General features: G+C 69.5%; 32 protein-coding genes. 15 read left to right on the forward strand and 17 right to left on the reverse strand.

Annotated features, from left to right (window positions below; all coding sequences use genetic code 11):
• Nucleotides 1–71: 71 nt before the first annotated feature.
• Nucleotides 72–680, forward strand: a complete 609-nt coding sequence (locus HCT63_RS07070; RefSeq protein ID WP_167002675.1) for a glyoxalase — start codon at nucleotides 72–74, stop codon at nucleotides 678–680.
• A gap of 168 nt (nucleotides 681–848) precedes the next feature.
• On the opposite strand, the gene HCT63_RS07075 is transcribed toward HCT63_RS07070, so the two are convergent.
• The 4 genes from HCT63_RS07075 to HCT63_RS07090 all read right to left on the reverse strand — a co-directional run bounded on the left by HCT63_RS07075 (nucleotide 849) and on the right by HCT63_RS07090 (nucleotide 4432).
• Nucleotides 849–3236 carry an excinuclease ABC subunit UvrA gene (locus tag HCT63_RS07075; RefSeq protein ID WP_167002677.1) on the reverse strand — a complete coding sequence of 796 codons (2388 nt, stop codon included), beginning with the start codon at nucleotides 3234–3236 and terminating at the stop codon, nucleotides 849–851.
• 86 nt (nucleotides 3237–3322) lie between these two features.
• Nucleotides 3323–3556: a hypothetical protein gene (locus tag HCT63_RS07080; RefSeq protein ID WP_167002679.1), complete on the reverse strand. Its 234-nt coding sequence runs from the start codon at nucleotides 3554–3556 to the stop codon at nucleotides 3323–3325.
• A 1-nt stretch (nucleotide 3557) separates the two neighbouring features.
• The gene (locus HCT63_RS07085) at nucleotides 3558–3965 is read right to left on the reverse strand and encodes a VOC family protein (RefSeq protein WP_167002681.1); all 408 of its coding nucleotides are present in this window, start codon (nucleotides 3963–3965) and stop codon (nucleotides 3558–3560) included.
• Nucleotides 3962–4432 carry a helix-turn-helix transcriptional regulator gene (locus HCT63_RS07090; RefSeq protein ID WP_167002683.1) on the reverse strand — a complete coding sequence of 157 codons (471 nt, stop codon included), beginning with the start codon at nucleotides 4430–4432 and terminating at the stop codon, nucleotides 3962–3964. Before HCT63_RS07090 ends, HCT63_RS07085 begins: the two co-directional genes overlap by 4 nt.
• An 87-nt stretch (nucleotides 4433–4519) precedes the next feature.
• Between HCT63_RS07090 and HCT63_RS07095 the strand changes: the two genes are divergently transcribed.
• From HCT63_RS07095 to HCT63_RS07105, 3 genes are all read left to right on the forward strand, one after another.
• Nucleotides 4520–5008 (forward strand): DUF2975 domain-containing protein, encoded by a 489-nt coding sequence (locus HCT63_RS07095; protein WP_167002685.1) that lies wholly within the window; start codon nucleotides 4520–4522, stop codon nucleotides 5006–5008.
• On the forward strand, nucleotides 5008–5259 hold the full coding sequence (locus HCT63_RS07100) for a helix-turn-helix transcriptional regulator (protein ID WP_167002687.1): 252 nt from the start codon (nucleotides 5008–5010) through the stop codon (nucleotides 5257–5259). The genes HCT63_RS07095 and HCT63_RS07100 overlap by 1 nt, the downstream gene beginning before the upstream one ends.
• A gap of 79 nt (nucleotides 5260–5338) precedes the next feature.
• Nucleotides 5339–6094 (forward strand): SDR family oxidoreductase, encoded by a 756-nt coding sequence (locus HCT63_RS07105; RefSeq protein WP_167002689.1) that lies wholly within the window; start codon nucleotides 5339–5341, stop codon nucleotides 6092–6094.
• Here HCT63_RS07105 and HCT63_RS07110 read toward each other — a convergent pair.
• Nucleotides 6075–6512 carry a protein-tyrosine phosphatase family protein gene (locus tag HCT63_RS07110; RefSeq protein WP_167002691.1) on the reverse strand — a complete coding sequence of 146 codons (438 nt, stop codon included), beginning with the start codon at nucleotides 6510–6512 and terminating at the stop codon, nucleotides 6075–6077. The genes HCT63_RS07105 and HCT63_RS07110 overlap by 20 nt on opposite strands.
• Before the next feature lie 9 nt (nucleotides 6513–6521).
• A complete protein-coding gene (locus HCT63_RS07115) occupies nucleotides 6522–6779 on the reverse strand; it encodes a hypothetical protein (protein WP_167002693.1) in 258 nt (85 codons plus the stop codon).
• Nucleotides 6780–6846: 67 nt separating this feature from the next.
• On the opposite strand from HCT63_RS07115, the gene HCT63_RS07120 reads away from it, so the two are divergent.
• The 3 genes from HCT63_RS07120 (at nucleotide 6847) to HCT63_RS20675 (ending at nucleotide 8508) form a co-directional block, all read left to right on the forward strand.
• Nucleotides 6847–7146, forward strand: coding sequence for a hypothetical protein (locus tag HCT63_RS07120; RefSeq protein WP_167002695.1), 300 nt, complete (start codon nucleotides 6847–6849; stop codon nucleotides 7144–7146).
• A 70-nt stretch (nucleotides 7147–7216) separates the two neighbouring features.
• Nucleotides 7217–8137: a superoxide dismutase gene (locus HCT63_RS07125; protein ID WP_167002697.1), complete on the forward strand. Its 921-nt coding sequence runs from the start codon at nucleotides 7217–7219 to the stop codon at nucleotides 8135–8137.
• Nucleotides 8138–8373: 236 nt separating this feature from the next.
• Nucleotides 8374–8508: a hypothetical protein gene (locus tag HCT63_RS20675; RefSeq protein ID WP_255490710.1), complete on the forward strand. Its 135-nt coding sequence runs from the start codon at nucleotides 8374–8376 to the stop codon at nucleotides 8506–8508.
• 14 nt (nucleotides 8509–8522) lie between these two features.
• On the opposite strand, the gene HCT63_RS07130 is transcribed toward HCT63_RS20675, so the two are convergent.
• The gene (locus HCT63_RS07130) at nucleotides 8523–8954 is read right to left on the reverse strand and encodes a pyridoxamine 5'-phosphate oxidase family protein (protein WP_167002699.1); all 432 of its coding nucleotides are present in this window, start codon (nucleotides 8952–8954) and stop codon (nucleotides 8523–8525) included.
• Between the two features lie 94 nt (nucleotides 8955–9048).
• Here HCT63_RS07130 and HCT63_RS07135 point away from each other — a divergent pair, with 94 nt between their 5' ends.
• The 3 genes from HCT63_RS07135 to HCT63_RS07145 are packed head-to-tail and all read left to right on the forward strand — an operon-like array spanning nucleotide 9049 to nucleotide 11063.
• Nucleotides 9049–9975, forward strand: coding sequence for a sulfite exporter TauE/SafE family protein (locus HCT63_RS07135; RefSeq protein ID WP_167002701.1), 927 nt, complete (start codon nucleotides 9049–9051; stop codon nucleotides 9973–9975).
• Between the two features lie 34 nt (nucleotides 9976–10009).
• Nucleotides 10010–10411, forward strand: a complete 402-nt coding sequence (locus HCT63_RS07140; RefSeq protein WP_167002703.1) for an SgcJ/EcaC family oxidoreductase — start codon at nucleotides 10010–10012, stop codon at nucleotides 10409–10411.
• Nucleotides 10412–10436: 25 nt separating this feature from the next.
• Nucleotides 10437–11063: a hypothetical protein gene (locus HCT63_RS07145; RefSeq protein WP_167002705.1), complete on the forward strand. Its 627-nt coding sequence runs from the start codon at nucleotides 10437–10439 to the stop codon at nucleotides 11061–11063.
• Between the two features lie 3 nt (nucleotides 11064–11066).
• On the opposite strand, the gene HCT63_RS07150 is transcribed toward HCT63_RS07145, so the two are convergent.
• The 5 genes from HCT63_RS07150 to HCT63_RS07170 form a co-directional block, all read right to left on the reverse strand.
• Nucleotides 11067–11483: a VOC family protein gene (locus tag HCT63_RS07150; RefSeq protein ID WP_167002707.1), complete on the reverse strand. Its 417-nt coding sequence runs from the start codon at nucleotides 11481–11483 to the stop codon at nucleotides 11067–11069.
• Between the two features lie 76 nt (nucleotides 11484–11559).
• On the reverse strand, nucleotides 11560–12873 hold the full coding sequence (locus HCT63_RS07155; RefSeq protein ID WP_167002709.1) for a hypothetical protein: 1314 nt from the start codon (nucleotides 12871–12873) through the stop codon (nucleotides 11560–11562).
• Nucleotides 12870–13550 carry an ABC transporter ATP-binding protein gene (locus tag HCT63_RS07160; RefSeq protein WP_167002711.1) on the reverse strand — a complete coding sequence of 227 codons (681 nt, stop codon included), beginning with the start codon at nucleotides 13548–13550 and terminating at the stop codon, nucleotides 12870–12872. Before HCT63_RS07160 ends, HCT63_RS07155 begins: the two co-directional genes overlap by 4 nt.
• Before the next feature lie 26 nt (nucleotides 13551–13576).
• The gene (locus tag HCT63_RS07165) at nucleotides 13577–14098 is read right to left on the reverse strand and encodes a PadR family transcriptional regulator (RefSeq protein WP_167002713.1); all 522 of its coding nucleotides are present in this window, start codon (nucleotides 14096–14098) and stop codon (nucleotides 13577–13579) included.
• A gap of 67 nt (nucleotides 14099–14165) precedes the next feature.
• On the reverse strand, nucleotides 14166–14984 hold the full coding sequence (locus HCT63_RS07170) for a helix-turn-helix transcriptional regulator (protein WP_167004758.1): 819 nt from the start codon (nucleotides 14982–14984) through the stop codon (nucleotides 14166–14168).
• 135 nt (nucleotides 14985–15119) lie between these two features.
• On the opposite strand from HCT63_RS07170, the gene HCT63_RS07175 reads away from it, so the two are divergent.
• Both HCT63_RS07175 and HCT63_RS07180 read left to right on the forward strand, forming a co-directional pair.
• Entirely contained in the window at nucleotides 15120–15500 is a 381-nt protein-coding gene (locus HCT63_RS07175; RefSeq protein ID WP_167002715.1) for a nuclear transport factor 2 family protein, read from the forward strand.
• Between the two features lie 62 nt (nucleotides 15501–15562).
• Nucleotides 15563–15751: a DUF1918 domain-containing protein gene (locus HCT63_RS07180; protein WP_167002717.1), complete on the forward strand. Its 189-nt coding sequence runs from the start codon at nucleotides 15563–15565 to the stop codon at nucleotides 15749–15751.
• Here the strand turns inward: HCT63_RS07180 and HCT63_RS07185 are convergent.
• The 3 genes from HCT63_RS07185 to HCT63_RS07195 form a co-directional block, all read right to left on the reverse strand.
• Nucleotides 15709–16047, reverse strand: coding sequence for a hypothetical protein (locus HCT63_RS07185; protein WP_167002719.1), 339 nt, complete (start codon nucleotides 16045–16047; stop codon nucleotides 15709–15711). The genes HCT63_RS07180 and HCT63_RS07185 overlap by 43 nt on opposite strands.
• A 71-nt stretch (nucleotides 16048–16118) precedes the next feature.
• Nucleotides 16119–16454, reverse strand: a complete 336-nt coding sequence (locus HCT63_RS07190; RefSeq protein ID WP_167002721.1) for a YnfA family protein — start codon at nucleotides 16452–16454, stop codon at nucleotides 16119–16121.
• Nucleotides 16455–16533: 79 nt separating this feature from the next.
• On the reverse strand, nucleotides 16534–17514 hold the full coding sequence (locus HCT63_RS07195) for a S1 family peptidase (RefSeq protein ID WP_167002723.1): 981 nt from the start codon (nucleotides 17512–17514) through the stop codon (nucleotides 16534–16536).
• 502 nt (nucleotides 17515–18016) lie between these two features.
• Between HCT63_RS07195 and HCT63_RS07200 the strand changes: the two genes are divergently transcribed.
• Nucleotides 18017–18505 carry a methyltransferase domain-containing protein gene (locus HCT63_RS07200; protein ID WP_167002725.1) on the forward strand — a complete coding sequence of 163 codons (489 nt, stop codon included), beginning with the start codon at nucleotides 18017–18019 and terminating at the stop codon, nucleotides 18503–18505.
• A gap of 11 nt (nucleotides 18506–18516) precedes the next feature.
• Here the strand turns inward: HCT63_RS07200 and HCT63_RS07205 are convergent, their stop codons facing one another.
• Entirely contained in the window at nucleotides 18517–19008 is a 492-nt protein-coding gene (locus tag HCT63_RS07205; protein WP_167002727.1) for a phosphoribosyltransferase, read from the reverse strand.
• A gap of 52 nt (nucleotides 19009–19060) precedes the next feature.
• On the opposite strand from HCT63_RS07205, the gene HCT63_RS07210 reads away from it, so the two are divergent.
• On the forward strand, nucleotides 19061–19708 hold the full coding sequence (locus HCT63_RS07210; protein ID WP_167002729.1) for an MBL fold metallo-hydrolase: 648 nt from the start codon (nucleotides 19061–19063) through the stop codon (nucleotides 19706–19708).
• Between the two features lies 1 nt (nucleotide 19709).
• Nucleotides 19710–20408, forward strand: a complete 699-nt coding sequence (locus tag HCT63_RS07215) for a VIT family protein (RefSeq protein WP_167002731.1) — start codon at nucleotides 19710–19712, stop codon at nucleotides 20406–20408.
• Nucleotides 20409–20438: 30 nt separating this feature from the next.
• Here HCT63_RS07215 and add read toward each other — a convergent pair whose 3' ends face one another.
• Nucleotides 20439–21500, reverse strand: coding sequence for an adenosine deaminase (add, locus tag HCT63_RS07220; protein WP_167002733.1), 1062 nt, complete (start codon nucleotides 21498–21500; stop codon nucleotides 20439–20441).
• Nucleotides 21501–21566: the final 66 nt, after the last annotated feature.

A 21566-nucleotide genomic window follows, 5' to 3' on the forward strand; every position in this document is an offset into this window, starting at 1 on the left:
CTCGCTCCCCTCCTAGCGTGAAGACATCGTCATCGTCCGTCCGGACGAGACATCCGCTGAAGGAGCACCTCATGACATCGATCGCATCTCTCACGCTCGAGGCGTCCGACCCCGCGGCCGGCCGCGCCTTCTACGACGCCGCGTTCGGTCTCGGCGAGCTGCTGTCGGTCCGCGACGGCGACGACCCGACCAGTGGCTTCCGCGCCTACACGCTGTCGCTCGTCCTCCCCCAGCCGTCGTCGGTTGACAGCTACCTCGACTCCGCGCTCGCGGCCGGGGCCACGGTGCTGAGACCGGCCGCCAAGAGCATGTGGGGGTACGGCGGTGTCGTGCAGGCACCGGACGGGGCCATCTGGAAAGCTGCGTCACCGTCCAAGAAGGAGAAGGGGCGTCCGGTACGCGAGATCGACGAGGTCGTCCTTCTGATCGGTGCCACCGACGTCGCCGCCACCAAGCAGTTCTACGTCGACCACGGCCTCGCCGTGGAGCGGAGCTTCGGGAAGAAGTACGTCGAGTTCAAGGCGCCGGAGGGCCACGTCAAGCTCGGGTTGTACGGCCGCAAGGCGTTGGCGAAGGACGCCGGAGTGCCCGTCGACGGCAGCGGATCGCACCGGATCGCCCTCGTGAACGACGCGGGCACGTTCACCGACCCCGACGGCTTCGTGTGGGAGACCGCCTGAAGCCTGCGGGTGGTCGTCACGCGGGCGGGCAAAACTCTTGACCGCGCCGCGGTTCGCAGACGTAGATGCCGAACTGCGTGAACATCCGGTGCTTTCGGCCCGCCTGCGGTAGCGCGCTTCGACCCTTCAACTCGTCGGCGAACGTCTGACGGCGCCCCCGTCGCAGCGTCATACGGCGACGTACTCCGCGAGGTGCTCCCCCGTCAGCGTCGCGCGGGCGGCGACAAGGTCGGCTGGCGTGCCTTCAAAGACGACCTTGCCGCCGTCGTGCCCGGCGCCGGGACCGAGATCGATGATCCAGTCGGCGTGCGCCATGACCGCCTGGTGGTGCTCGATGACGATGACCGACTTGCCCGACTCGACGAGGCGGTCGAGCAGACCGAGAAGCTGTTCGACGTCGGCGAGGTGGAGGCCGGTGGTCGGCTCGTCGAGGACGTACACGTCACCCTTCTCGGCCATCTGCGTCGCCAGCTTGAGCCGCTGGCGCTCGCCGCCCGACAACGTCGTGAGCGGCTGGCCGAGGCTGAGGTAGCCGAGGCCGACGTCAACGAGTCGGTCGAGGATCTTGTGCGCGGCAGGCGTACGGGCTTCGCCCTCGCCGAAGAACTTCTCGGCCTCGGTCACCGACATCGCCAGCACCTCGGCGATGTTGCGGTCGCCGAAGGTGTACTCGAGAACCGAGGCCTGGAAGCGACGGCCCTCGCACTCCTCGCACGTCGACTCGACGGTCGCCATCACCCCGAGCTCGGTGAAGATCACACCGGCGCCCTTGCAAGCAGGGCACGCGCCCTCGGAGTTCGAGCTGAACAGTGCCGGCTTCACACCGTTGGCCTTGGCGAACGCCTTGCGGATCGGCTCCAGCAGGCCCGTGTACGTGGCCGGGTTGCTGCGGCGGGAGCCGCGGATCGCGCCCTGGTCAACGACGACCACGCCGTCGCGCTCGGCGATCGAGCCGTGGATCAGCGAGCTCTTGCCGGAGCCGGCCACGCCGGTCACGACGCACAGCAGCCCCAGCGGCACGTCGACGTCGACGTCCTGGAGATTGTGGGTCGACGCCCCGCGGACCTCGAGCGCCCCGGTCGACTTCCGTACGGTCTCCTTGAGCGCCGCCCGGTCGTCGAGGTGGTGCCCGGTGGTGGTGTCGCTCCCCCGCAATCCGTCGACGGTGCCCTCGAAGCAGATCGTGCCGCCCGCGGTGCCGGCGCCCGGACCGAGGTCGACCACGTGGTCGGCGATCGCGATCGTCTCCGGCTTGTGCTCGACGACAAGGACGGTGTTGCCCTTGTCCCGCAGCTGGAGCAGGAGGTTGTTCATCCGCTCGATGTCGTGGGGGTGCAGTCCGATGGTGGGCTCGTCGAAGACGTACGTGACGTCGGTCAGCGACGAGCCGAGGTGGCGGATCATCTTGGTCCGCTGCGCCTCGCCGCCGGACAGCGTTCCGGCCGGACGGTCAAGGCTCAGGTATCCCAGGCCGATGTCCTCGAACGCGTCGAGCAGGTGCTGCAGGCCCGCGACGAGCGGCGCGACGCCCGGCTCGTCGAGCGAGCGCATCCACACGGCGAGGTCACTGATCTGCATCTGGCAGAGCTCAGCGATGTTCTTGCCGTTGACCTTGGACGAGAGCGCCTCTTTGCTGAGCCGGGTGCCGTCGCAGTCGGGGCAGGTTGTGAACGTGATCGCGCGCTCGACGAAGCGGCGCACGTGGGGCTGCATCGCCTCGACGTCCTTGGAGAGCATCGACTTCTGGATTTTGGGGATCAGTCCCTCGTACGTGAGGTTGGTGCCCTCCACCTTGATCTTGGTCGGCTCGGCGTAGAGGAGCAGCTGCAGCTCCTTCTTGGTGTAGCTCGCGATCGGCTTGTCCATCGGGAGCCCCGCGCCGCTGAAGATCCGGCCGTACCAGCCGTCCATGCTGTAGCCGGGGACGGTCAACGCGCCGTCCTCGAGCGACTTGGAGTCGTCGTACAGCGCCGTCAGATCGAAGTCGCTGATCGCGCCCATGCCTTCGCAGCGCGGACACATGCCGCCCTGGTAGACCGCGTTGCGGACGACCGACTTTTCTTCTCTGCCGCCCTTCTCCGTCTTCATGACCCCGCTCGCCGTGCGGGTCGGGACGTTGAACGCGAAGGCGGTCGGCGGCCCGATGTGCGGAGTGCCGATACGGCTGAAGAGGATCCGCAGCATCGCGTTGGCGTCAGTGGCAGTGCCAACGGTCGACCGAGGGTTGGCCCCCATCCGCTCCTGGTCGACGATGATCGCCGTGGTGAGGCCCTCGAGATGGTCGACCTCGGGACGCGCGAGCGACGGCATGAATCCCTGGAGGAAGGCCGAGTAGGTCTCGTTGATCATCCGCTGAGACTCGGCGGCGATCGTGGCGAACACGAGGGAGCTCTTGCCGGATCCGGAGACGCCGGTGAACACGGTGAGTCGACGCTTCGGCAGCTCGACGCTGACGTCCTTGAGGTTGTTCTCGCGCGCGCCCTGCACGCGGATCAGGTCGTGGTTGTCGGCGACGTGCGCAGACGGGTCCGTGCTCGCCGTGGTGGCCTTCGTCATCGTCTCTCCATGCAGTCAGCGGGGCGGCGTCCTCGGTCCACCCTAGGGGCCAATCCGGTCACCGTCTGTCACACGCAAGCGACCTTCTAGATCGTGCCGTCCGGGGCCTCGAAGACCGTGGAGAGTCCGCCGAAGAAGCCCTTCTTAGCGGGCTTGAGCATCCGTGCGCCGCCCCGTACGGCCGACTCGGCGCCCACGTCTGCCGCCAGCTCGGCAACAGGCGCGGACGAGAAGACCGCCGTGTAGAAGTCGTGCGCGGTACGGACGTCGGAGACCCCGAGTGTCGTGTGATCGAGCGCGAGCGTCGCTGTGTCGGCCATGTCAGCTCTGGTTGATGCGAAGGAGGTTGCCGGTCGGGTCGCGGAAGGCACAGTCACGGACCCCGTACGGCTGGTCGGTCGGCTCCTGCACGACATCGGCGCCGCTGGCCACGAGCTTCTCGAAGAGTCCGTCGAGGTCGTCGGTAGCCAGCGCGAGCGAGCCGTACGAGCCCTTGGCGATCAGCTCGAGGATCACGCGACGCTCCTCGTCGGTGATGCCGGGGTCGGCGGCCGGCGGATGGAGGACGATCGAGGTCTCGGGCTGGTTCGGAGGACCGACCGTGAGCCAGCGCATCCCCTCGTAGCCGACGTCGTTGCGGACCTCGAACCCCAGCGTGTCGCGGTAGAAGTCGAGAGCGGCGTCGGCGTCGGTGTGCGGCAGGAACGCGTAGTGGATGGTGATGTTCATGAGGACGACGCTAGTGGCGTCCCGGGCCCACGTGCTTCTCGATTCCTGATCGGCCTCGTCACCTGCCGGGTGTGGCAGGACGGCATCTCGTCGGTGGTCTCAGTCTCCGCCGACGCGTTCGCAGCCTCGGCGCGATAGGTGCTCGGGGGGACGCCGACCAGCTCGGTGAACCGCGTGCTGAAGGTGCCGAGGGACGAGCAGCCGACCTCGAAGCAGACGTCGGTGACGCTCATGTCGCCGCGCCGCAGCAGCGCCATCGCCCGCTCGATCCGGCGGGTCATCAGGTAGGAGTACGGCGACTCGCCGTAGGCCGCTCGGAACTGGCGGCTGAGATGACCGGCCGACATGTTGACGCCGCGAGCGAGCGCCTCGACGTCCAAAGGCATGGCGTACTCGCGGTCGATCCGGTCGCGGACACGGCGCAGCTGCGCGAGGTCGCGCAGACGCTGCTCCTCGGCAGTAGTCACCTGCCGATCGTGCCATGGGGAACGAAGGGTTGTCGCGGCATATCGATTAACGATAGATTCAGATCATCATTCGATAGGAGGTGCGCCATGGGGAAGCTCACCGTTCTCGCCCTGCGCGTCGTGCTCGTCCTCGGCCTGCTCGGCTCGTTGTTCGTCCAGGTCGTCATGGTGCCGCTGCTCGCGGTCGACCTGAACGAGGCGCCGACTGCCGTACGGGTGCCCGCCGTCGTGGTCGTGCTCCTCGGGATCGTCACCACGCAGGTCGTCATGGTCTGCGTGTGGCGGCTCCTCACGATGGTGGGTCGCGGCACGGTGTTCTCGCCCGCGTCCTTCCGCTACGTCGACGTGATCGTCGGCGCGGTCGCCGTCGCGTCGCTGCTCACTTTCGCGCTCGGCGTCGTCCTCGCTCCCGGCGAAGCGGTCGCACCCGGGATCGTCCTCCTCGTCGGCGGTGTCGGTCTCATGGTCGCCGGCGTCGCGCTGCTCGTCCTGGTCCTGCGGACTCTGCTCGCTCAGGCGGTGGCCCGTGACGCCGAGGCGACGCATCTGCAGTCCGAGCTCGACGAGGTGATCTGATGCCGATCGTCGTCGACATCGACGTGATGCTCGCCAGGCGCAAGATGTCCGTGGGCGCGCTGGCCGACCGCGTCGGCATCACCCCGGCGAACCTTGCCGTGCTCAAGAACGGCCGCGCCAAGGCCGTACGGTTCACGACCCTCGAGGCGCTGTGCGAGGTGCTCGAGTGCCAGCCCGGTGACCTCCTGCGATGGGAGCCCGAACCCGCGGGTGCGGACGCCGTGAGGGCCCCGGCCGACGGCGCTGCCTGATCTGGGCTGCGCGATCTGGTCAGCCGACCGCGAACCCGCGCGTTAGCCTCCTGACACCCGACACACCCAGGAGGCCCCGATGTCAGAGCTCGACGGCAAGCGCATTTTCGTGACCGGCTCGGCGAGGGGTATCGGGCGTGCCATCGCCGCCCTCGCCATCGCCGAGGGGGCTCAGGTCGTCATCAGCGACGTGGACGCCGACGCCGCCGAGGCGACGCGCGCCGAGCTCAGCGCAGCGGGAACAGCGAACTGCGACGTCTCCGACGAAGCGGCGGTCCAGGCGGCGATCGCATCAGCGGTGGAGATCCTCGGTGGGCTCGACGTCCTCGTGAACAACGCCGGCATCGAAGTCTCGAGCCCGTTGGTCGAGCAGTCCACGGAGAGCTTCGACAAGATCTTCGCCATCAACGTCCGCGGCCCGTTCGTCGCGATGAAGGCGGCAACCCCACACCTCATCGAGTCCGGCGGCAACATCGTCAACATCTCCTCGATCGCCGGTCTCGGAGGCAGCCCGTTGCTCGGGTCGTACTGCGCGACCAAGGCCGCGTTGATCCAGATGACGCGCGTCGCGGCGGTCGAGCTCCGCGCCTCCGGCGTCCGCGTCAACGCCGTGTGCCCGGGATTCGCCGACACCAGCATGGTCGACCGGCTCCGACCTGACTTCGAGGGCGCGACGCAGGTGCCGTTCGGTGACCTGGTCGCCGCGAAGCAGGGGCGCCTCGGCACACCGGAGGACATCGCCGAAGTCGCCTGCTTCTTGGCGTCGGATCGCGCGACGTGGGTGACCGGGAGCAGCTACGTCCTCGACGGCGGCCTCATGGCAAGCCTCGTCTGACGCGGCGGACGAAGCGCCGCTGCCAGGGCGTCTCGACGGCTCGAGGGTGGTAGTGCGCCCGGATCCATGCCACCGCGGCATCCGGCTCCATCCCGTCCAGCACGCACAGCACGGCGAGGGCCGTCCCCGTACGACCGATGCCGCCGCCGCAGCCGATCTCGACGCGCGCGTCCGGAGCGCGGTCGTACGCCTCACGCAGCGTCGACGTCGCCTCGTCAGGATCGGACGGCACCCAGAAGTCACGCCACAGGATCCAGCGCTGCTCCCATGGCCGCGCGGAAGGTCGCTTGCCGGTGAGATGGACGGCGAGCGTCGGCTCGTCACCGGGTTCGCGTGCTGCCCGCAGGCCGCGACCCCGTACGAGGCGGCCGGACGGCAGCCCCACGACTCCGGCGGTCTCGGTGTCCCAGGTCGTCACTCCCCTGTTCTACCGCCTCGTCCGTTCAGCCCGCGGTCGCGAGGAGCCAGTCGGCAGCGACAGCCGGTACGAGGTGAGCAGCGGGAACAGCACGTGCCCGTACGCGTGCGCCCGTACGACGGTGACCGCTCCGACGAAGTAGAGGCTCAGACACGTCGCCGTGGCGAGGTTGTCGACGATGAATGCCCGGCGGGTCAGCACGCCGACACCGGAGAAGGCGGTCCACGCGGCAGCGACGATGACGACGACGGTCGGCACGGTGCTCATGGCGAGTCCTCTCGTACGGAAGCGAGTGACCAGTGACGGACCAGGACCGGCTCGGAGCAGACGACAGGTGGCTCGAGGACGCGTTCGAGGCGCAGCACCCGAGGCTGCGCGCCGTCGCGTTCCGCATGCTCGGGTCGCGCGGCGCGGCGCTGCGGCGGTCTCCTCGCAGGCGGTCACGACCAGTCGGCTTCTGCCGTTCGTGCACCACGTCCTCGTCAACGGAGCCGCCGGCGTGATCGTGGTCCCGCGTCGCGAGGCGCAGGTCGTCATGGCGTTCACGGTCACCGACAGGAAGATCGTCGCGATCGACGTGCTCTCTGGTCCCGAGCGACTCGCGCGCCTCGACCTCAGCGGGGTCCTCGACTGAGCCTGGCACTCTGCGCCCGTCCTCGTTACGGTGGCGGAGTCCCCCTCCCCGGTCACGAGGAGTGACGACCATGCACCCACGAAAGCTCGTACTCGCCCTTGCCGCCGTGCTCGCCACCGCAGTGCTCGCCCCACCTCCTGCCACCGCGCAGGCCTTTCCTGACCGCCTCGAGCTCCCCGACGGCTTCCTGCCCGAAGGCATCGCACTCGGTCCCGGACCGACCGCGTGGTTCGGGTCACGTGCCGATGGAGACATCTACGAGGTCGACCTCCGTACAGGCGCCGGGGAGATCATCAGCCAAGGTCCCGGGACGCCGTCGGTCGGGATGAAGTCCGACCGGCACAAGCGGCTCTTCGTCGCCGGAGGGCCGGCGGGTGACGGCCGCGTCGTCAGCTCCCGTACGGGCGAGATCATCGCCTCGTACACGTTCACCAGGGCGGCCTCGTTCGTCAACGACGTCGTCCTCACCAAGCGCAAGGCGTGGTTCACCGACTCGTCGCAGCCTCAGCTGTACGGCGTGCCGCTGCGCCGCAACGGACGTCCGGGCGATCCGTCCGACGTGGTGACGCTGCCGCTGTCGGGCGACTGGGTCCAGGGCACGGGCTTCGCCGCGAACGGGATCACGCAGACGCCCGACCGCAAGGCGCTCCTGGTGGTGAATTCGACGCTCGGCGAGCTTCACCGCGTGAACAAGCGCACCGGCAAGACCCGCAAGGTCGACCTCGGCGACACGTCACTCGTCAACGGCGACGGGATGCTGCTGAAGGGGCGCACCCTGTACGTCGTCCAGAACCGGCTCAACCAGATCGCCGTCCTCACGCTGGACCGCAAGGGACGGAGCGGTCGCCTCGTGAAGGTGATCACCGATCCGGACTTCGACGTGCCGACCACGGTGGCCTCGTTCGGGCGCTGGCTCTATCTGCCGAACGCCAGGTTCACGACGCCGCCGACGCCGGACACTCCGTACTGGGTGACACGCGTCAAGCGCTGACCCGGGCGGCCCCCCCTTGTGCCCGGTCTGGTGCTTGTGGGCGATCCACGCGGGTTGGCCAGGATTGCTGCGCCACGACTCACTCAACGGGCTGTTGTCGACGGTGTCGAACCCGAGCCGTTCGTACAGGCGCGTGACGAGCTCCGCGGCTTCGGGGAAGTCGCTGGAGGCCGGCAGTGCATGCCGACCGGGGCACCTGCCGGCCGGCCCGCTGTGGTGAGGCACGGCGCCTGGATGTGGGTGAAGGCCTTGACGACCTTCGATTGCGGATCGGCGCCCTCGGGCTTCTCTACGTCGTGACGTGCGGCCTCCTCTACACCGCGATCGGGGTCGGCGTCGCGCTGCTGGCCGAACGGCTTCTGAGGCACTGACGGACGGGGCATGATCACCCCGAGCCTGAAGTGACGTCGATGTCCTCGATCACGGCCGGGTCTGCCCGGTGGTCGGCGTGCCGAGCCCAGGTGAGCCGAATCCGGAGCAGCACGATGCCGCTGACGGACAGCGACGCCTCGTACTGAGGCAGGTCCGCGACGTACGCCTCGACGCATCGCGCGCGATCGTGGCCGGTCGGGACGTCGGCCTCGCCTTCGCCCTGCAGCGTCGTCCCGTCCGAGCCCCCGACGACCAGGGCGACACGAGGGTCCCGGCGCAGGTTCGCGACCTTGCGGGAGCCGGCGCGCGCGTCGAAGACGACCTCCCCACGTGCCGTCATCGTCAGCTCGACGTACGCCGCTTGCGGTGCCCCGCCCGGTCCGACGGTCGTCACGACGCCGTCGCGCCGGGCCCGGACGTACGCCACCATCTGCTCGCGATCCACGGCGAAACGCTAGCGGACGACTTTCTTGCAGCATGAGCAAAAATCTGGTTATGTTTATCGAACCACGTGACTTAAGAGATCTTATGGAGAGTCAATGCGAAGCCTGATCCTTCTCTCGCTCGTCGGCCTCGGAGCCCAGCTGGTCGACGGCAGCCTCGGGATGGCGTACGGCGTGACATCGACGACGCTCCTGCTCGCGATCGGGACGAACCCCGCGGCGGCGTCGGCGACCGTTCACCTCGCGGAGATCGGGACCACGCTCGTCTCTGGCGCTGCGCACTGGCGCTTCGGTAACGTCGACTGGAAGGTCGTCGCCAAGATCGGCATCCCGGGTGCGTTCGGCGCCTTCGCCGGCGCGACGTTCCTGTCGAGCCTCTCCACCGAGATGGCCGCTCCCCTGATGTCGCTGATCCTGCTCGCGCTCGGTCTCTACATCCTCACGCGGTTCACGGTCGCGGGACTTCCGAAGGGCAACCTCGGCAAGCCGCTGCGCAAGCGTTTCCTCACCCCGCTCGGCCTGGTCGCCGGTTTCATCGACTCGACGGGTGGCGGTGGCTGGGGCCCCGTGGGCACGCCGGCGATCCTCGCGAGCGGCCGGCTCGAGCCCCGCAAGACCATCGGCTCGATCGACACCTCGGAGTTCCTCGTGGCGGTCGCCGCGAGCCTCGGCTTCATCGTCGGCATCGGCTCGCAGGGCGTGAACTACTCGTGGGCGCTCGCGCTCCTCATCGGCGGAATGATCGCCGCGCCGATCGCGGCGTGGCTGGTGCGCCACATCCCGCCGCGCGTCCTCGGCTCGCTCGTCGGTGGTCTGATCATCCTCACCAACGTCCGTACGCTCCTCAAGAGCGACTGGATCGATGCGCCGGGTGACGCGCGGTCGGTCGTGTACGTCCTCATCGTCGCCCTGTGGGTGTCCGCCGTCGCGTACTCGTTTAAGCGCTACCGAGAGGAGCGGGACGCCGAGCGTGCCGAGGTGGCGGAGGCCGTCGAGGCGGGCGAGGGCGCACCCGCCGCTTGACCTCGAGGGCGCTTGAGGTTGCACGGTGGTGTTCATGACCACCGAAACCGCACCCCGTACGGCAGACCTCGACGCGATCGCGCAGGTCGTGGCCACGGTCGAGCACTCCCAGCAGCACAAGGACCCCGACGAGTTCCTCACCCTCTTCCACCCTGACGCGATCTGGACGACGGGAGGCGGCAAGGTGCTCATCGGCCTCGACGAGATCGCGGCGTTCACCCGCCAGGTCCTCCCGGCGGCCGAGTGGGACGGCAAAGTCGCCTACGAGGTGGTGCACGTGCTCTTCATCCGCCCGGACGTCGCGGCCGTCAAGGTGCGCCAGCGCTACCTGACGCCCGGCGAGGAGAGCGAGGGCGCGCCGCTCTACGTAATGTCCAAGCAGGAGGGCCGCTGGCTGCTGACCGCCTGCCAGAACACCGGAGTCGTTTCCGACTGAGCAAGCCGCGTGGTGGGATGGCGGCATGGCCCTCATCCACCAGACAGCAGATATCCGTCCGACAAAGCTCGAGCTCCTCGAGGAGTGGGTGCCGCGGCAGCCGTGGGGCAGGTCCGCGGGTGGAGGGCCGCTCGAGCGCGTGGGCGCCTACCGGTTCGACGACCCCGCCGGAGAGGTGGGCATCGAGACGCTCCTCGTACGCCGTGGCGAAGGCCCCGTGCTCCAGGTGCCGCTGACCTATCGTGGGGCGCCGCTCGTGGGGGCGGACGACGCTCTGGTGGGGACGATGGAGCACTCCGTGCTCGGCCCGCGCTGGATCTACGACGGCTGCGGGGACCCGGTATACGTGACGGCGGTGCTCACGGCGATCCTCACCGGCGGCCATCAGGCCGACGAGGTCCTCGAGACCGACACCGGGCTCGTGCCGCGCGAGACCACGACCCTCGTGTCCGGGAGCGGCGGCCCTCGTACGGCAGTCCCGGCTATCGGTTCCCTGTCCGCGGCCAGCGACGCCCATGTCAGCGTCATCGACGCGGGGCCCACGACGGTCGTCGTCCGACGGGTGCTCGACGGGGAGGCGGCGGACGGCGCCGCGACCCTGCGCGGCCGGTGGCCGGGGCAGGACACGGACGTCGTCCTCGTGACTGCCTAACCGTCATGCGGGGCCGGCGATGTTGACCAGCCATCCGACGTCGTATCGATCGGTGAGCATCCCGAAGGCGTCGCCCCACGGGGCCACGGACAGCGGCACCGCGATCGACGCGCCCTCGGACAGCGCGTCCCAGTACGCACGCAGCTCGGCCTCGTCGCTGTTGTCACCGCTAAGGGAGACGGTGCCGTTGGGTGTCGGCTCCCCCATCTCGGCGGGCGTGTCCGCGCCCATGAGCACGAGGCCCGACGGCGTGACGAGCATCGAGTGCATCAGGCGGTCGGCCTCCGCGGCATCCCCGCTCGCGTCGTACTCGGCGAACGTGGCCGTCGTCAGCTCACCACCGAAGACGCCCTGGTAGAAGGTCATCGCGTCGCGCGCCTGGTCGCGGAAGGAAAGGTACGGGTTGAGTCGTGTCGCCATCGTGGGTCTCCGTCGTCTCGGCTGGGCTCTCCCCACTGTCGCGCCGATGGCGGCCTGACGCACACCCTGCCTGAGCTCACTCCGTACGAAGCTGCTCCGGAGAGGTCGCGGCAAGCACCCACGGCCGTACGAGACGCACCGCCAGTGCGCTGGCGACGAGGATGAGGAGCGTCGTCACGATCACCGAGGCGACGACCATCACGACCACGTACGCGGTCGGGTTTGTCAAGATCCCGTAGCCAGCGCCGCCGAGCAGCACCCCCACGATGCCGAGCGGGAGTGTCGCGATCCGTGCCTCGATGCGTTGCGAGTCGATGATCGTCGAGGTCGGCACACCGGTCGCCACGAGCGCGGCCATCTCGCGGCGACGGTCGAGGATCAGCTCGGTTGACCGCACGGCGAGGGTGCCTGCGACGACGAGGAGGGCCAGGAGGACCGCGACGGCGACGATCAGCAGCGACACCGTGAGCTCGCCGTCGGAGCCGTCCGGTGCGTAGCCGACGACCTCGCCCACGAGAACCGCTGCCGTGCCCGTCACGAGACCGATCGCACCGGTGGCGGCCGCAGCGCGTCCCGCGGGGTGTGGATCGGACTGCAACCGTCTGCACGCCAGCAGCGCAGCCGCGGTCGAGGCGTACGGCCGGAGCAGGGCAGCAGTCCGGTAGGTGGCGGCCGGCGCGAGGAGGGCAAGGCCGATCACGAGGAGGGCGAGTAGGGCGAGCGTGGCGACCTGCGACGCGGCGGTCGGCACCAGTGCAAGCACGGGGATCGCGATGAGCGCAAGGCCCGGCCACGTGCGTGGTGGCCGACGGGGCCGTCGGGCCGTGGTGGCAGCAACACGAGTGCCCGATCGCGCCCCTACGAGTACGGCGTAGGCGACGATCGCGCCGACCACCACGAGCGTCGCGACGCCAGGTCCGACCGTCGTCGGGACGAACCCGCCCGTACCGCTCATGCGCTCACCGTTCAGGAGCCATCGCAGGACGGCGAAGCCGCCGATCCCGAGCACCGCGCCGACCAGCGCAGGTGCGGCAACCTCGAGTGCTCCCCAGCGCTGGAGGTCACGGCGCGTCGCTCCGGCGATCGCGAGCGCCCGGTAGCGAGCCTCGCGGCCGCTCGACCCGAGACGGACCGCTTGGTCCAGGAGCAGCGCGAAAGGCACGACCATAAGGACCACAGCGAACGTGGCACCGCCGCGCGTACCCGGATCACCGATCGGCCCGAAGAGGTGCTCTCCGTGCATCGACGCGTCGTACTCGCTGACCAACGACAGCCTGACATACGACGCCGCGACGAGCAGGAGCGTGCTCGCGACGCCCGTGGTGAAGGCGATGAGCAGGGCGCGTCCGATCCCGCTGGTCTGCAGAATCATCACCGGCAGGCGGGTCACGCGACGACCTTCGCGGCATCTGTACGGCCGTCGCGCAGCACGACCTCGCGGTCCGCAAAGGCGGCGACACGGTTGTCGTGGGTGACGACCACGAGCGCAGCACCGATGTCTCCCGTCGCTTCTACGAGGACCTGCATCGTCCGCTCGGCGCCGACCGTGTCCAGGGCGCCGGTCGGCTCGTCGGCGAGCACCAGCTTCGGTGCGGTGATCAGCGCGCGAGCGATCGCGACGCGCTGCCCCTCTCCCCCGGACAGGTCGGAAGCGAGCGACTCGGCACACTCCTCGACGCCCAGGTGTGCGAGCCATCCGCGGGCCACGGTCGCCGACGCGTGACGATCTCTGCGCTCGAGCAGCAGCGGGAGCGCGACGTTCTCGAGCGCGGTCAGCTCTGGGACCAGGCGTCCAAACTGCAGCACGAGACCGATCTCGCGCCGCCGCAGGCGCGTCCGATCGTCAGCCGACAGAGCGTCGACGCGGGTCCCGTCGAACGTGACGGTGCCCGCCTCGGGCGCGATCACGCCGGCGATGCACTGCAGCAGCGTCGACTTGCCGCTGCCGGACGGCCCGGTGATCGCGACCCGTTCGCCGGGTTCGATCGTCAGTGAGGCGCCGCGGAGTGCCACCGTTCGCCCGAAAGCCTTGTGCAGGCCGGTCGCGGCGACGAGAGGGTCAGTCATGGGGGCTCCTTCGTACGGGGTGGGCGTCATCGTGGGGTCTGCGCTTCTGCGACCCGTTCGTATGCCGCCTCGAGCCAGCGCAGGTCGGCATCGAGGTGGGCGATGGTGTGATCGACGGCGATGCGCTGTGCCATGTCGTGGATCGCCGACCGCTCGTGGGTGAGCTGCCGCATGGCATCGAGATGAGCGGCCCGCTGCCTCGCGAGGAACCCAGCGGCGTCGGTGCTGGTGCGCAGCGCGGTGACGGCCTTGCGGACGAGCTCATCGGCTCCGTATCCGCTCGGTGATTCCGCCGTGGCGAGCCACTCCTTCAGCATCGTGGAGCCGGCCGTGGTGATCGCGTACACGATCCGCTCGGGCCCCCTGCCCGGTACGGTCTCGACCTCCTCGGCCGCGTCGTCGCGGACCAGCCGGGCGAGCGTCGCGTAGACCTGCCCGTACGCCAGCGGCTTCGCCGACGGGAACCACGTGTCGTACTCGTGCTTGAGGTCGTAACCGTGCGCGGGACGCCGAGCGAGGACGCCGAGAAGGACGTGCGCGAGAGCCATGTCGGCAGGTATACACCATGTGTATACCTGCTGGGAAGCGCTTTGCTGAGGTCAATTCGTGCGGGTCTCAACCCATGGCAGTGGTGCTGACGTTCGCACCGAGCCACTGGCGTGTGGCGTCGTCGGCGGGCACGAAGGTCTCGATCGCCAGTTCGGCCACCGTCACGTCCACCGGCGTGCCGAAGGTCGAGATGATCGACAAGAACGTCAGCACGTCGTCTCCGACCCGGACGATCATCGGGACGAACACCTGACCGCCGGCGGGACCGCGTTCGTCCGAACCCGCGGGCACCTCGTACGCCGCGAGCTCGTCGTGGAGCGCGAACATCTCGTCGTCGCCCCGCGCCTCGGCTCCGCGACGAAGGCCGGCGAGAACCGACACGCGCCACTGCGCGAGGTTCACGAGGTGCGGCGCGAGCCCGTCCGGATGAAGCGTGAGCCGCAGCGCGTTCACCTGGCCGGTGAGCAGGGCGGGCGACGCGAGCGACGTCAGAGCGGCGACGCCGGCGTTCGCGTCGACGACGTTCCAGAGCCGGTCGACGGCGAGCGCAGGGTACGGCTCGTGCGCGACGAGCACCTCGCGTACGGCGGCGCGCGCCGCCTCGAGGTCGGTGTGGTCGAGCGGCCGCTCCGGGAAGGCAGGTGCGAAGCCGCCGGCCAGCAGCATCCTGTTCTGGTCACGTGTCGGCACGTCGAGAGCGTCGGCCAGGCGCAGGATCATGTCGCTGCTCGGCCGAGAGCGGCCGGTCTCCACGAAGCTGATGTGGCGGGTCGAGATCCCAGTCTCCGACGACAGCGCGAGCTGGCTGTAGCGCCGCCGTGTCCGCCACGTCCGCAGCTGGTCTCCCAGGGTGTCCGTTCCGGCCCGTGCCGTCTCCGTCTGCATCGTCACGTTGTCCACTCTGACGCATCCGCCGATCAGCGACCATGACCTCCGAGGTCATCGACACGCCTCCCTCTCCCCCGTCACGGTGGAGCCTCGACCGAGCCGCACGGCGGCTCCCTACGGAAGGACCGACCGATGACCGAGCTGACCACGACGCCGTATGAGACGCTCCTCGCGGACTACCTGGCGTTCTGGAATGAGACCGACGCGGATGCCCGTGCAACCCTCGCCGACCGTACGTTCACGCCGGACGTCTCCTACACCGACCCGCAGGCGGCCGTGACCGGCCGTGAGGCACTGTCCGATCTCGTTGGGGCGCTCCAGGCCCAGCTGCCAGGGATGCGCTTCACGCCCGGCGACCTCGTGGACGGCCACCACGACCTCGTCCGGTTTACCTGGAACCTTGGTCCCGAGGGCTCGCCCGACACGATCGTCGGCGCCGATGTCGCACTGCTGTCGCCGGAGGGCCGCATGAGTTACATCGCCGGGTTCCTCGACCGCGTCCCGCAGGGCTGACCAACTCGCCGGGCTTACCCCTCGCCCTCTCTCGCCGTAGCCTGGCGGGAGGGGGTGAGGGCATGCACGCAACAGTCGGAGAACGGATCCGCTTCCACGGCCGTACGGTCGGTGCACCCGACCACAGCGGAGAGATCGTGACCGTACGAGGTGACGACGGGCAGCCACCGTACGTCGTGCGGTTCGACGACGGGCACGAGGCTCTGGTCTATCCGGGCGCGGACTGCGAGATCGTCCGCAGCGAGGGCTGAGCGCCGACCCGCTGCTTGACGACCGGTGAGGTCACGCCGAGCAGCGCGACCGCGTACATCGTCACGGCGGCGAGCATGCGCGCCTCGTCAGCGGCGATCGAGCCCCCGTGCACGACGACGTAGCCCCAACCCCAGACGGCCAACACCGCCCAGAACGCGGCGCCGAACGCGAAGACGACGCGTGCCCAGCGCACACCACACGCGGCCAGGGCCAGGAGCAGGACCGGCCACGCGACGGCGGCCTCGCGCTCCAGCGCGGCCACCGCGAGGACGGCAGCGGCGGAAAGGGCGAACATTCGTTGCGTCTGCGCCGGCATCCCCCGCGGGCTCCTCACGAACGGGAGACTATCGGCTCGTGGACGGCAGGTCAGGCGTTTCGCGGTGCGTACATGATGAGCGCGACTCCCACCAGGCACACCATCGCGCCGGCGACGTCCCACCGGTCCGGCCGAAACCCGTCGGCGACCATCCCCCACACCAGCGACCCTGCAACGAACACGCCCCCGTACGCCGCGAGGATGCGACCGAAGTTCGCGTCGGGCTGCAGCGTCGCCACGAACCCGTACGCACCGAGCGCGAGCACACCGGCGCCGATCCAGGCCCATCCGCGATGCTCGCGCACGCCCTGCCACACGAGCCAGGCGCCCCCGATCTCGAAAAGTGCCGCCACGCCGAACAGGACGATCGAGCGCATCACGGACATCAGGTCTCCTCGGGGTGGACTGTCGCGCCATTGTTCACGCCCCGACGCCCCGACGCCCCGACGCCCTGACGCCTCGCGGTCAGCCGGCAGTGACGGCCGTGACGTTCAGGTGGTCGGAGATCGAGGTGTAGCGCTCCGCGTAAAGGCGCACACCGCTGAGGTCGTATGCGATCACCATCCCGCGGATCGAGGCACGGGGCAGCGAGGTGTTGCGCTGGTAGACCGGGCCACCGCTGTCGCCGTCGCGGACGATCACTTTGTCGTCGTCACGACGGCCGCGCATGAGGTAGTACGTGCATGTCGACTCGACACCGGGGTTGTCGCAGTACGTCGCGTCGAGCGCCTTGATCTCGATGCCGCAGATCGCTTTGGTGACCTGGCCTGAGGCACAGACGGAGTCTCCGACCGCGCCGTTGTTCGCGCCCGTCACGACCCTCGAGGAGAAGCTGTCGAGTCCGTCGGTGTAGATGTTCGGCGAGTACGTGGAGCCACCGAGACGCGCCTGGTCATAGTCGGGGTAGTCCGCGCGGCCCGCGGTCGTGCCGTAGAAAGATGACCCGGAGTGCCAGTCGGTGCCGTTCGCGCCGCAATGTCCGGCCGTCACCGAGTAGTAGGTGCCGGTGGTCTTCCCGCGGGCAGTGAACCCCGCAGTACAAGAAGCGCCGCTGGCTTTGGTGATTCTGGCCCCTCCCCAGTGCGGGGCGCTGTCGGCTGCTCGGGAGGCGCGTCCGGCCTTTCCTCCGTATTCGACGACGACGGATCCGGCGTCGACGCCCTGCAGCGGTTGCGCCAGCGTGTCGAGGCGCCCCTCACGCGGCGGCTCTCCGCCGAGCGTCACGACCACCGCCTCCCGCTCCGGGTCGAGCTCCACCGCCATCCCGGCGACGTCTGAGGCGATCGCTGTACGCCACTTCTGCGGCTCGAAGGCGGCGTGCCACGCTTCGCGAAGCTCGTCGGCGGAGCGTTCGGAGACTCGCACCTCGAGTCCCTCCGCTGCCTCCTTCGGCAGGCGGGCGGTGAGCTTCGCGACGAGCGCCCTGCCGTCAGTCTCCTTAGTCACCACCAGCGTGTAGCCCTCCGCCGTGCTTCCGATCACGCCGATCACGCCGTGGTCGAGCCCAACGGGAACCCCGTCGGAACGCTTCTCACCGTCCGGCGAGAGAAGTGCGGTGACTCGCTGACCAACAGCCCGTTGGACGGCGGTGGGCACGGGGCCGTCGAGTGCCAGGGGGTCCGGGCCGAGACCCTCCGACCTTTCGACGACCGGCGCCCTCTCAGAGGCCGGTTCTGCTTCGTCGCCATGGACTGGCGCGCCTTCGGCGCCGAGGAGGACGAGAGCGCTGAGCATTGCCACGACGGGGTAGGTGAGTCTCTGAGGCTGACGCATTGTGACTCCTCGGGGGCACCAGTGTGACCTCGGACGCTAGCGGCAAACGAGGTCGGGGAGTTATGGGTTGCAGGGCGGACGACGCGCGCGCCAATGTTCCAACTCGGACACGGAAGTCGCGCACCGCGCCGCCGCACACGCGACACCGGTCACCGAACCGTGACAGCATCATCGCGTGCGACATGACACCTCCCCCAGGGTCGGCATTCCCCGTTCGACCGTGCCCCCGCTGTGCTCGACCGCGCTGACACTCGCTGGCGCGGGCGCCGGCCGTACGGCAGTCGTGATCGGGTGCCCCAACGGGGTCGAGGCGACCGCGCTGCTCGGGCTCGGATGGACCGTCATCGGCATCGACGAGGACCCCGAGGTCCACGAGCGTGTCCGCGCCGCCGCTGACGTCGCCGCGCTCGATCGGCTCACGACCGTGGTCGGCACGCTCCCCCGCATGAGCCGTCTCCCCGACGCCGATCTCGTCCTCACCCGGACGGCGTTGCTCGGCGACGCCGGTCCGACACTGTGGCCGCGGGTGGTCGAGGCGCTGCGTCCCGGTGGCCTCTTGGCCGCGCGGCTCACCGCGACGAGCGCAGGTCTGTTGCGAGGGTGGGCGCTGCTCAGCGAGCGCTACAGCGGCCCCATGCTCGAGGTGGTCGCCCGCCGTCCCTAGGCGCTTGGCGCTCAGGCGTCGACGACGCCCGTACGCCGCACGACCGGCGGCTCGCTCGACCACGGGAAGTTGATCCACGCGTCCGTCCTGCGCCACGCGAAGTCCGACTTGATCGCCGAGCGCGGCTTCTCGTAGATCACCGCCGTGCGCACGGACCGGACGTGGTCGGCGCAGAAGGCGTGCACGAGCTCCAGCGTCTTGCCGGTGTCGGCCACGTCGTCGACGACGAGCAGGTCTGCGCCAGTGAGGTCGGCGGTGTCCAGGAAGGGCGGGAGCACCACCGGCACGTCGAGACGGGTGTCGACGCCGGTGTAGAACTCCACGCTCATCGTGAAGAGGTTCTTGCAGTTGAGCGCGTAGGCGAGGGAGCCGGCAGGGATCAGCCCGCCGCGCGCGATGCCGAGGACGATCGTCGGCGCGAACCCGCTGTCCGTGACCGTCTGCGCGAGCTGGCGCATCGCCGTGCCGTACAGGTCCCAGGTGAGGATCTCGCGCTCCTGCATGTCCAGAAGCCTAGTCGCGACGCTATCTCGTGTGCTGTGGGTAAATGGCCTCATGGACATCACGCGCTTCGGCCACGCCGCCCTCCTCCTCGAGTCCGGCCCGCACCGGGTTCTGATCGACCCGGGCACCTTCAGCCGCGAGGAGGTCTTCGACCTCACCGGTCTCGACGCGATCGTCGTCACCCACCAGCATCCCGACCACGTCGACCCGGCCCGCATCGAGCGGCTGCTCGCGGGCAACCCCGACGCGCGGCTGCTCGCCGAGCCGCAGACGGTCGCGGCGCTCGAAGGGCTCGGGGTCTGGGAGCCGACCGCCGCCGACGTCACCGTCGAGCTGGGCCGGTCGATGACGCTCACGGGCGTTGGTTTCGAGCACGCGGTGATCCACCCGGACATGCCGCGGGTCGGCAATGTCGGCATCCTCGTCGAGGCCGACGGCACCCGTCTGTTCCACCCGGGCGACTCGTACGCGTCGGTGCCGCGCGACGTCGACGTCCTCGCCGTGCCCCTCAGCGCTCCCTGGGCGAAGGTCAGCGAGACGGTCGACTTCGTACGGGCGGTGGCGCCGCGGGTCGTGTTCCCGATCCACGACTGCACGATCTCTGACGTCGCGTACCTCGTCTACTGGGGGCGCGTGGCCGAGATGGGCGGGGTCGAGCAGGCGCTGCTTCTCGGGCAGGACGGGACCACAAGCGTGTGAGGTGAGTGCTGCGGCGCCCGAGTCGGGCCAGCAGGACCTCGGCGGGTGGCTGAACCAGCTGCGCGCCGGGGTCCTGGGCGCCAATGACGGCATCGTCTCGACCGCCGGGATCGTCATCGGGATGGCCGCCGCGACGAAGTCGGTCCCGGTCATCCTGGCCTCGGGGCTGGCCGGACTCGCCGCGGGAGCGCTGTCGATGGCGTCGGGCGAGTACGTGTCGGTGAGCACGCAGCGCGACACCGAGCGCGCACTCCTGGACGCCGAGCGCGAGCAGCTCACGCGTGACCCCGAAGCCGCGCTCGCCGAGCTGACGCAGGAGTACGTCGACAAGGGGCTGAGCGAGGATCTCGCCCGGCAGGTGGCGATCGAGCTGAGCGCGGGCGATGCGCTCGCCGCGCACGCCGATGCCGAGCTGCACCTCGACCCCGAGGCGCTGACCAACCCCTGGCATGCGGCGGTCGCCTCGATCGTCTCGTTCGCGATCGGTGGGATGCTCCCCCTGCTCGCGATCGTGCTGGTCCTGGTCACCGCGCGGATCCCGGTGACCTTCGGCGCCGTGATCATCGCGCTCGTGCTGACCGGGTGGATCAGCGCGCGCATGGGTCACGCACCTCCCGCCCGCGCGACCCTCCGTACCGTGATCGGTGGGGCGCTGGCGATGGTGACGACGTACGCCCTCGGCTTGGTGTTCGACGTCTGACGGTCTGAGGCCCGACGTGCCACGACCAGGTCAGGACTCCAGCAGCAGCTCGGCGACGACGGCGTCGATCTCGTCGCGGATCCGCAGCTTGACGTCGCCTGCCGCGAACGAGGCATCGACCGCCGCACGCGCCAGATCGGCGAGGTCGGCGAGGCTCAGCCCGAACGCGTCGTGAGCGAGCTGGTACTCGTGCTCGAGCGTCGTGTCGAACATCCCGGGGTCGTCGCTGTTGAGCGTCACGAGGACGCCGGCGTCGCGCAGCGCCGGGAAGGGGTGTTCGTCGAGCGAGGCGACCGCGCCCGTGCACAGGTTCGAGGTCGGTGCGATCTCCAACGGGATCTGGCGCTCGACCAGCTCTGCGACCAGCGCCGGGTCGTCTGCGGCGCGGATGCCGTGCCCGATCCGTACGGCGCCGAGCGCGTCGAGAGCGTCCCGTACGGTCTGGGGTCCCGTGGTCTCCCCTGCGTGCGGGACGCTTTTGAGCCCAAGCGCCCGTGCACGCGCGAAGACCTCCGCGAACTGCGGCCGCTCGACACCGATCTCGGGACCGCCGAGCCCGAAGCCGACGGTGCCGTCGGGTGCGTGCCGCTCGACCCAGTCGATCGTCCGCTCCCCCGACGGCAGTCCGAGCTCTCCGGGGATGTCGAACACCCACGCGAGCTCGACGCCGCTCGTACGGGCCTGCGCACGGCCTCGCGTGAGGGCCTCGGCGAGCGCGTCGGGAGCGATCCCCATGAGGAGCTGGCTGTCAGGCGTCACCGTGAGCTCGGCGTAGCGGATGTTCTGCGCCGCCATGTCCGCACCGACGCCCGCGACGAGGTCCTCGACGTCCTGCGGCGTCGTGACGAGCTGGTTGGTCTGGATGTAGACCTCGATGAAGTGCGCGAAGTCACGAAACCGGTAGAACTCCTGAAGCGCCTCTTCGTCGACCGGCACCCCGACCTCGGGATGCCGACGTGCGAGCCCGAGGACGGTCTCCACGGACGCGGCGCCGAGGAGGTGGACATGCAGCTCCGCCTTCGGGAGCGCGTGGACGAAAGGATCGATGGGCCGTTCGCGTCCGGTCGCCGACACGACAGAGGGGTTGCTCATCGCGCCATTGAACCACCCCGTACGGTGGTGGCGGGTGTCTGTTCTCGGGTCAGGCACCTGCGTCAC

Origin of the sequence: Mumia sp. ZJ430, from assembly GCF_011751845.1 — a bacterium.
Taxonomy (GTDB): domain Bacteria; phylum Actinomycetota; class Actinomycetes; order Propionibacteriales; family Nocardioidaceae; genus Mumia.

Bases quoted from the DNA above. Each gene is read 5' to 3' on its own strand.
- HCT63_RS07070 (WP_167002675.1), top strand. From the start codon at position 72: ATGACATCGATCGCATCTCTCACGCTCGAGGCGTCCGACCCCGCGGCC.
- HCT63_RS07075 (WP_167002677.1), bottom strand. From the start codon at position 3,236: ATGACGAAGGCCACCACGGCGAGCACGGACCCGTCTGCGCACGTCGCC.
- HCT63_RS07080 (WP_167002679.1), bottom strand. From the start codon at position 3,556: ATGGCCGACACAGCGACGCTCGCGCTCGATCACACGACACTCGGGGTC.
- HCT63_RS07085 (WP_167002681.1), bottom strand. From the start codon at position 3,965: ATGAACATCACCATCCACTACGCGTTCCTGCCGCACACCGACGCCGAC.
- HCT63_RS07095 (WP_167002685.1), top strand. From the start codon at position 4,520: ATGGGGAAGCTCACCGTTCTCGCCCTGCGCGTCGTGCTCGTCCTCGGC.
- HCT63_RS07100 (WP_167002687.1), top strand. From the start codon at position 5,008: ATGCCGATCGTCGTCGACATCGACGTGATGCTCGCCAGGCGCAAGATG.
- HCT63_RS07105 (WP_167002689.1), top strand. From the start codon at position 5,339: ATGTCAGAGCTCGACGGCAAGCGCATTTTCGTGACCGGCTCGGCGAGG.
- HCT63_RS07115 (WP_167002693.1), bottom strand. From the start codon at position 6,779: ATGAGCACCGTGCCGACCGTCGTCGTCATCGTCGCTGCCGCGTGGACC.
- HCT63_RS07125 (WP_167002697.1), top strand. From the start codon at position 7,217: ATGCACCCACGAAAGCTCGTACTCGCCCTTGCCGCCGTGCTCGCCACC.
- HCT63_RS07135 (WP_167002701.1), top strand. From the start codon at position 9,049: ATGCGAAGCCTGATCCTTCTCTCGCTCGTCGGCCTCGGAGCCCAGCTG.
- HCT63_RS07140 (WP_167002703.1), top strand. From the start codon at position 10,010: ATGACCACCGAAACCGCACCCCGTACGGCAGACCTCGACGCGATCGCG.
- HCT63_RS07145 (WP_167002705.1), top strand. From the start codon at position 10,437: ATGGCCCTCATCCACCAGACAGCAGATATCCGTCCGACAAAGCTCGAG.
- HCT63_RS07150 (WP_167002707.1), bottom strand. From the start codon at position 11,483: ATGGCGACACGACTCAACCCGTACCTTTCCTTCCGCGACCAGGCGCGC.
- HCT63_RS07160 (WP_167002711.1), bottom strand. From the start codon at position 13,550: ATGACTGACCCTCTCGTCGCCGCGACCGGCCTGCACAAGGCTTTCGGG.
- HCT63_RS07165 (WP_167002713.1), bottom strand. From the start codon at position 14,098: ATGGCTCTCGCGCACGTCCTTCTCGGCGTCCTCGCTCGGCGTCCCGCG.
- HCT63_RS07170 (WP_167004758.1), bottom strand. From the start codon at position 14,984: ATGCAGACGGAGACGGCACGGGCCGGAACGGACACCCTGGGAGACCAG.
- HCT63_RS07175 (WP_167002715.1), top strand. From the start codon at position 15,120: ATGACCGAGCTGACCACGACGCCGTATGAGACGCTCCTCGCGGACTAC.
- HCT63_RS07180 (WP_167002717.1), top strand. From the start codon at position 15,563: ATGCACGCAACAGTCGGAGAACGGATCCGCTTCCACGGCCGTACGGTC.
- HCT63_RS07185 (WP_167002719.1), bottom strand. From the start codon at position 16,047: ATGTTCGCCCTTTCCGCCGCTGCCGTCCTCGCGGTGGCCGCGCTGGAG.
- HCT63_RS07190 (WP_167002721.1), bottom strand. From the start codon at position 16,454: ATGTCCGTGATGCGCTCGATCGTCCTGTTCGGCGTGGCGGCACTTTTC.
- HCT63_RS07205 (WP_167002727.1), bottom strand. From the start codon at position 19,008: ATGCAGGAGCGCGAGATCCTCACCTGGGACCTGTACGGCACGGCGATG.
- HCT63_RS07210 (WP_167002729.1), top strand. From the start codon at position 19,061: ATGGACATCACGCGCTTCGGCCACGCCGCCCTCCTCCTCGAGTCCGGC.
- add (WP_167002733.1), bottom strand. From the start codon at position 21,500: ATGAGCAACCCCTCTGTCGTGTCGGCGACCGGACGCGAACGGCCCATC.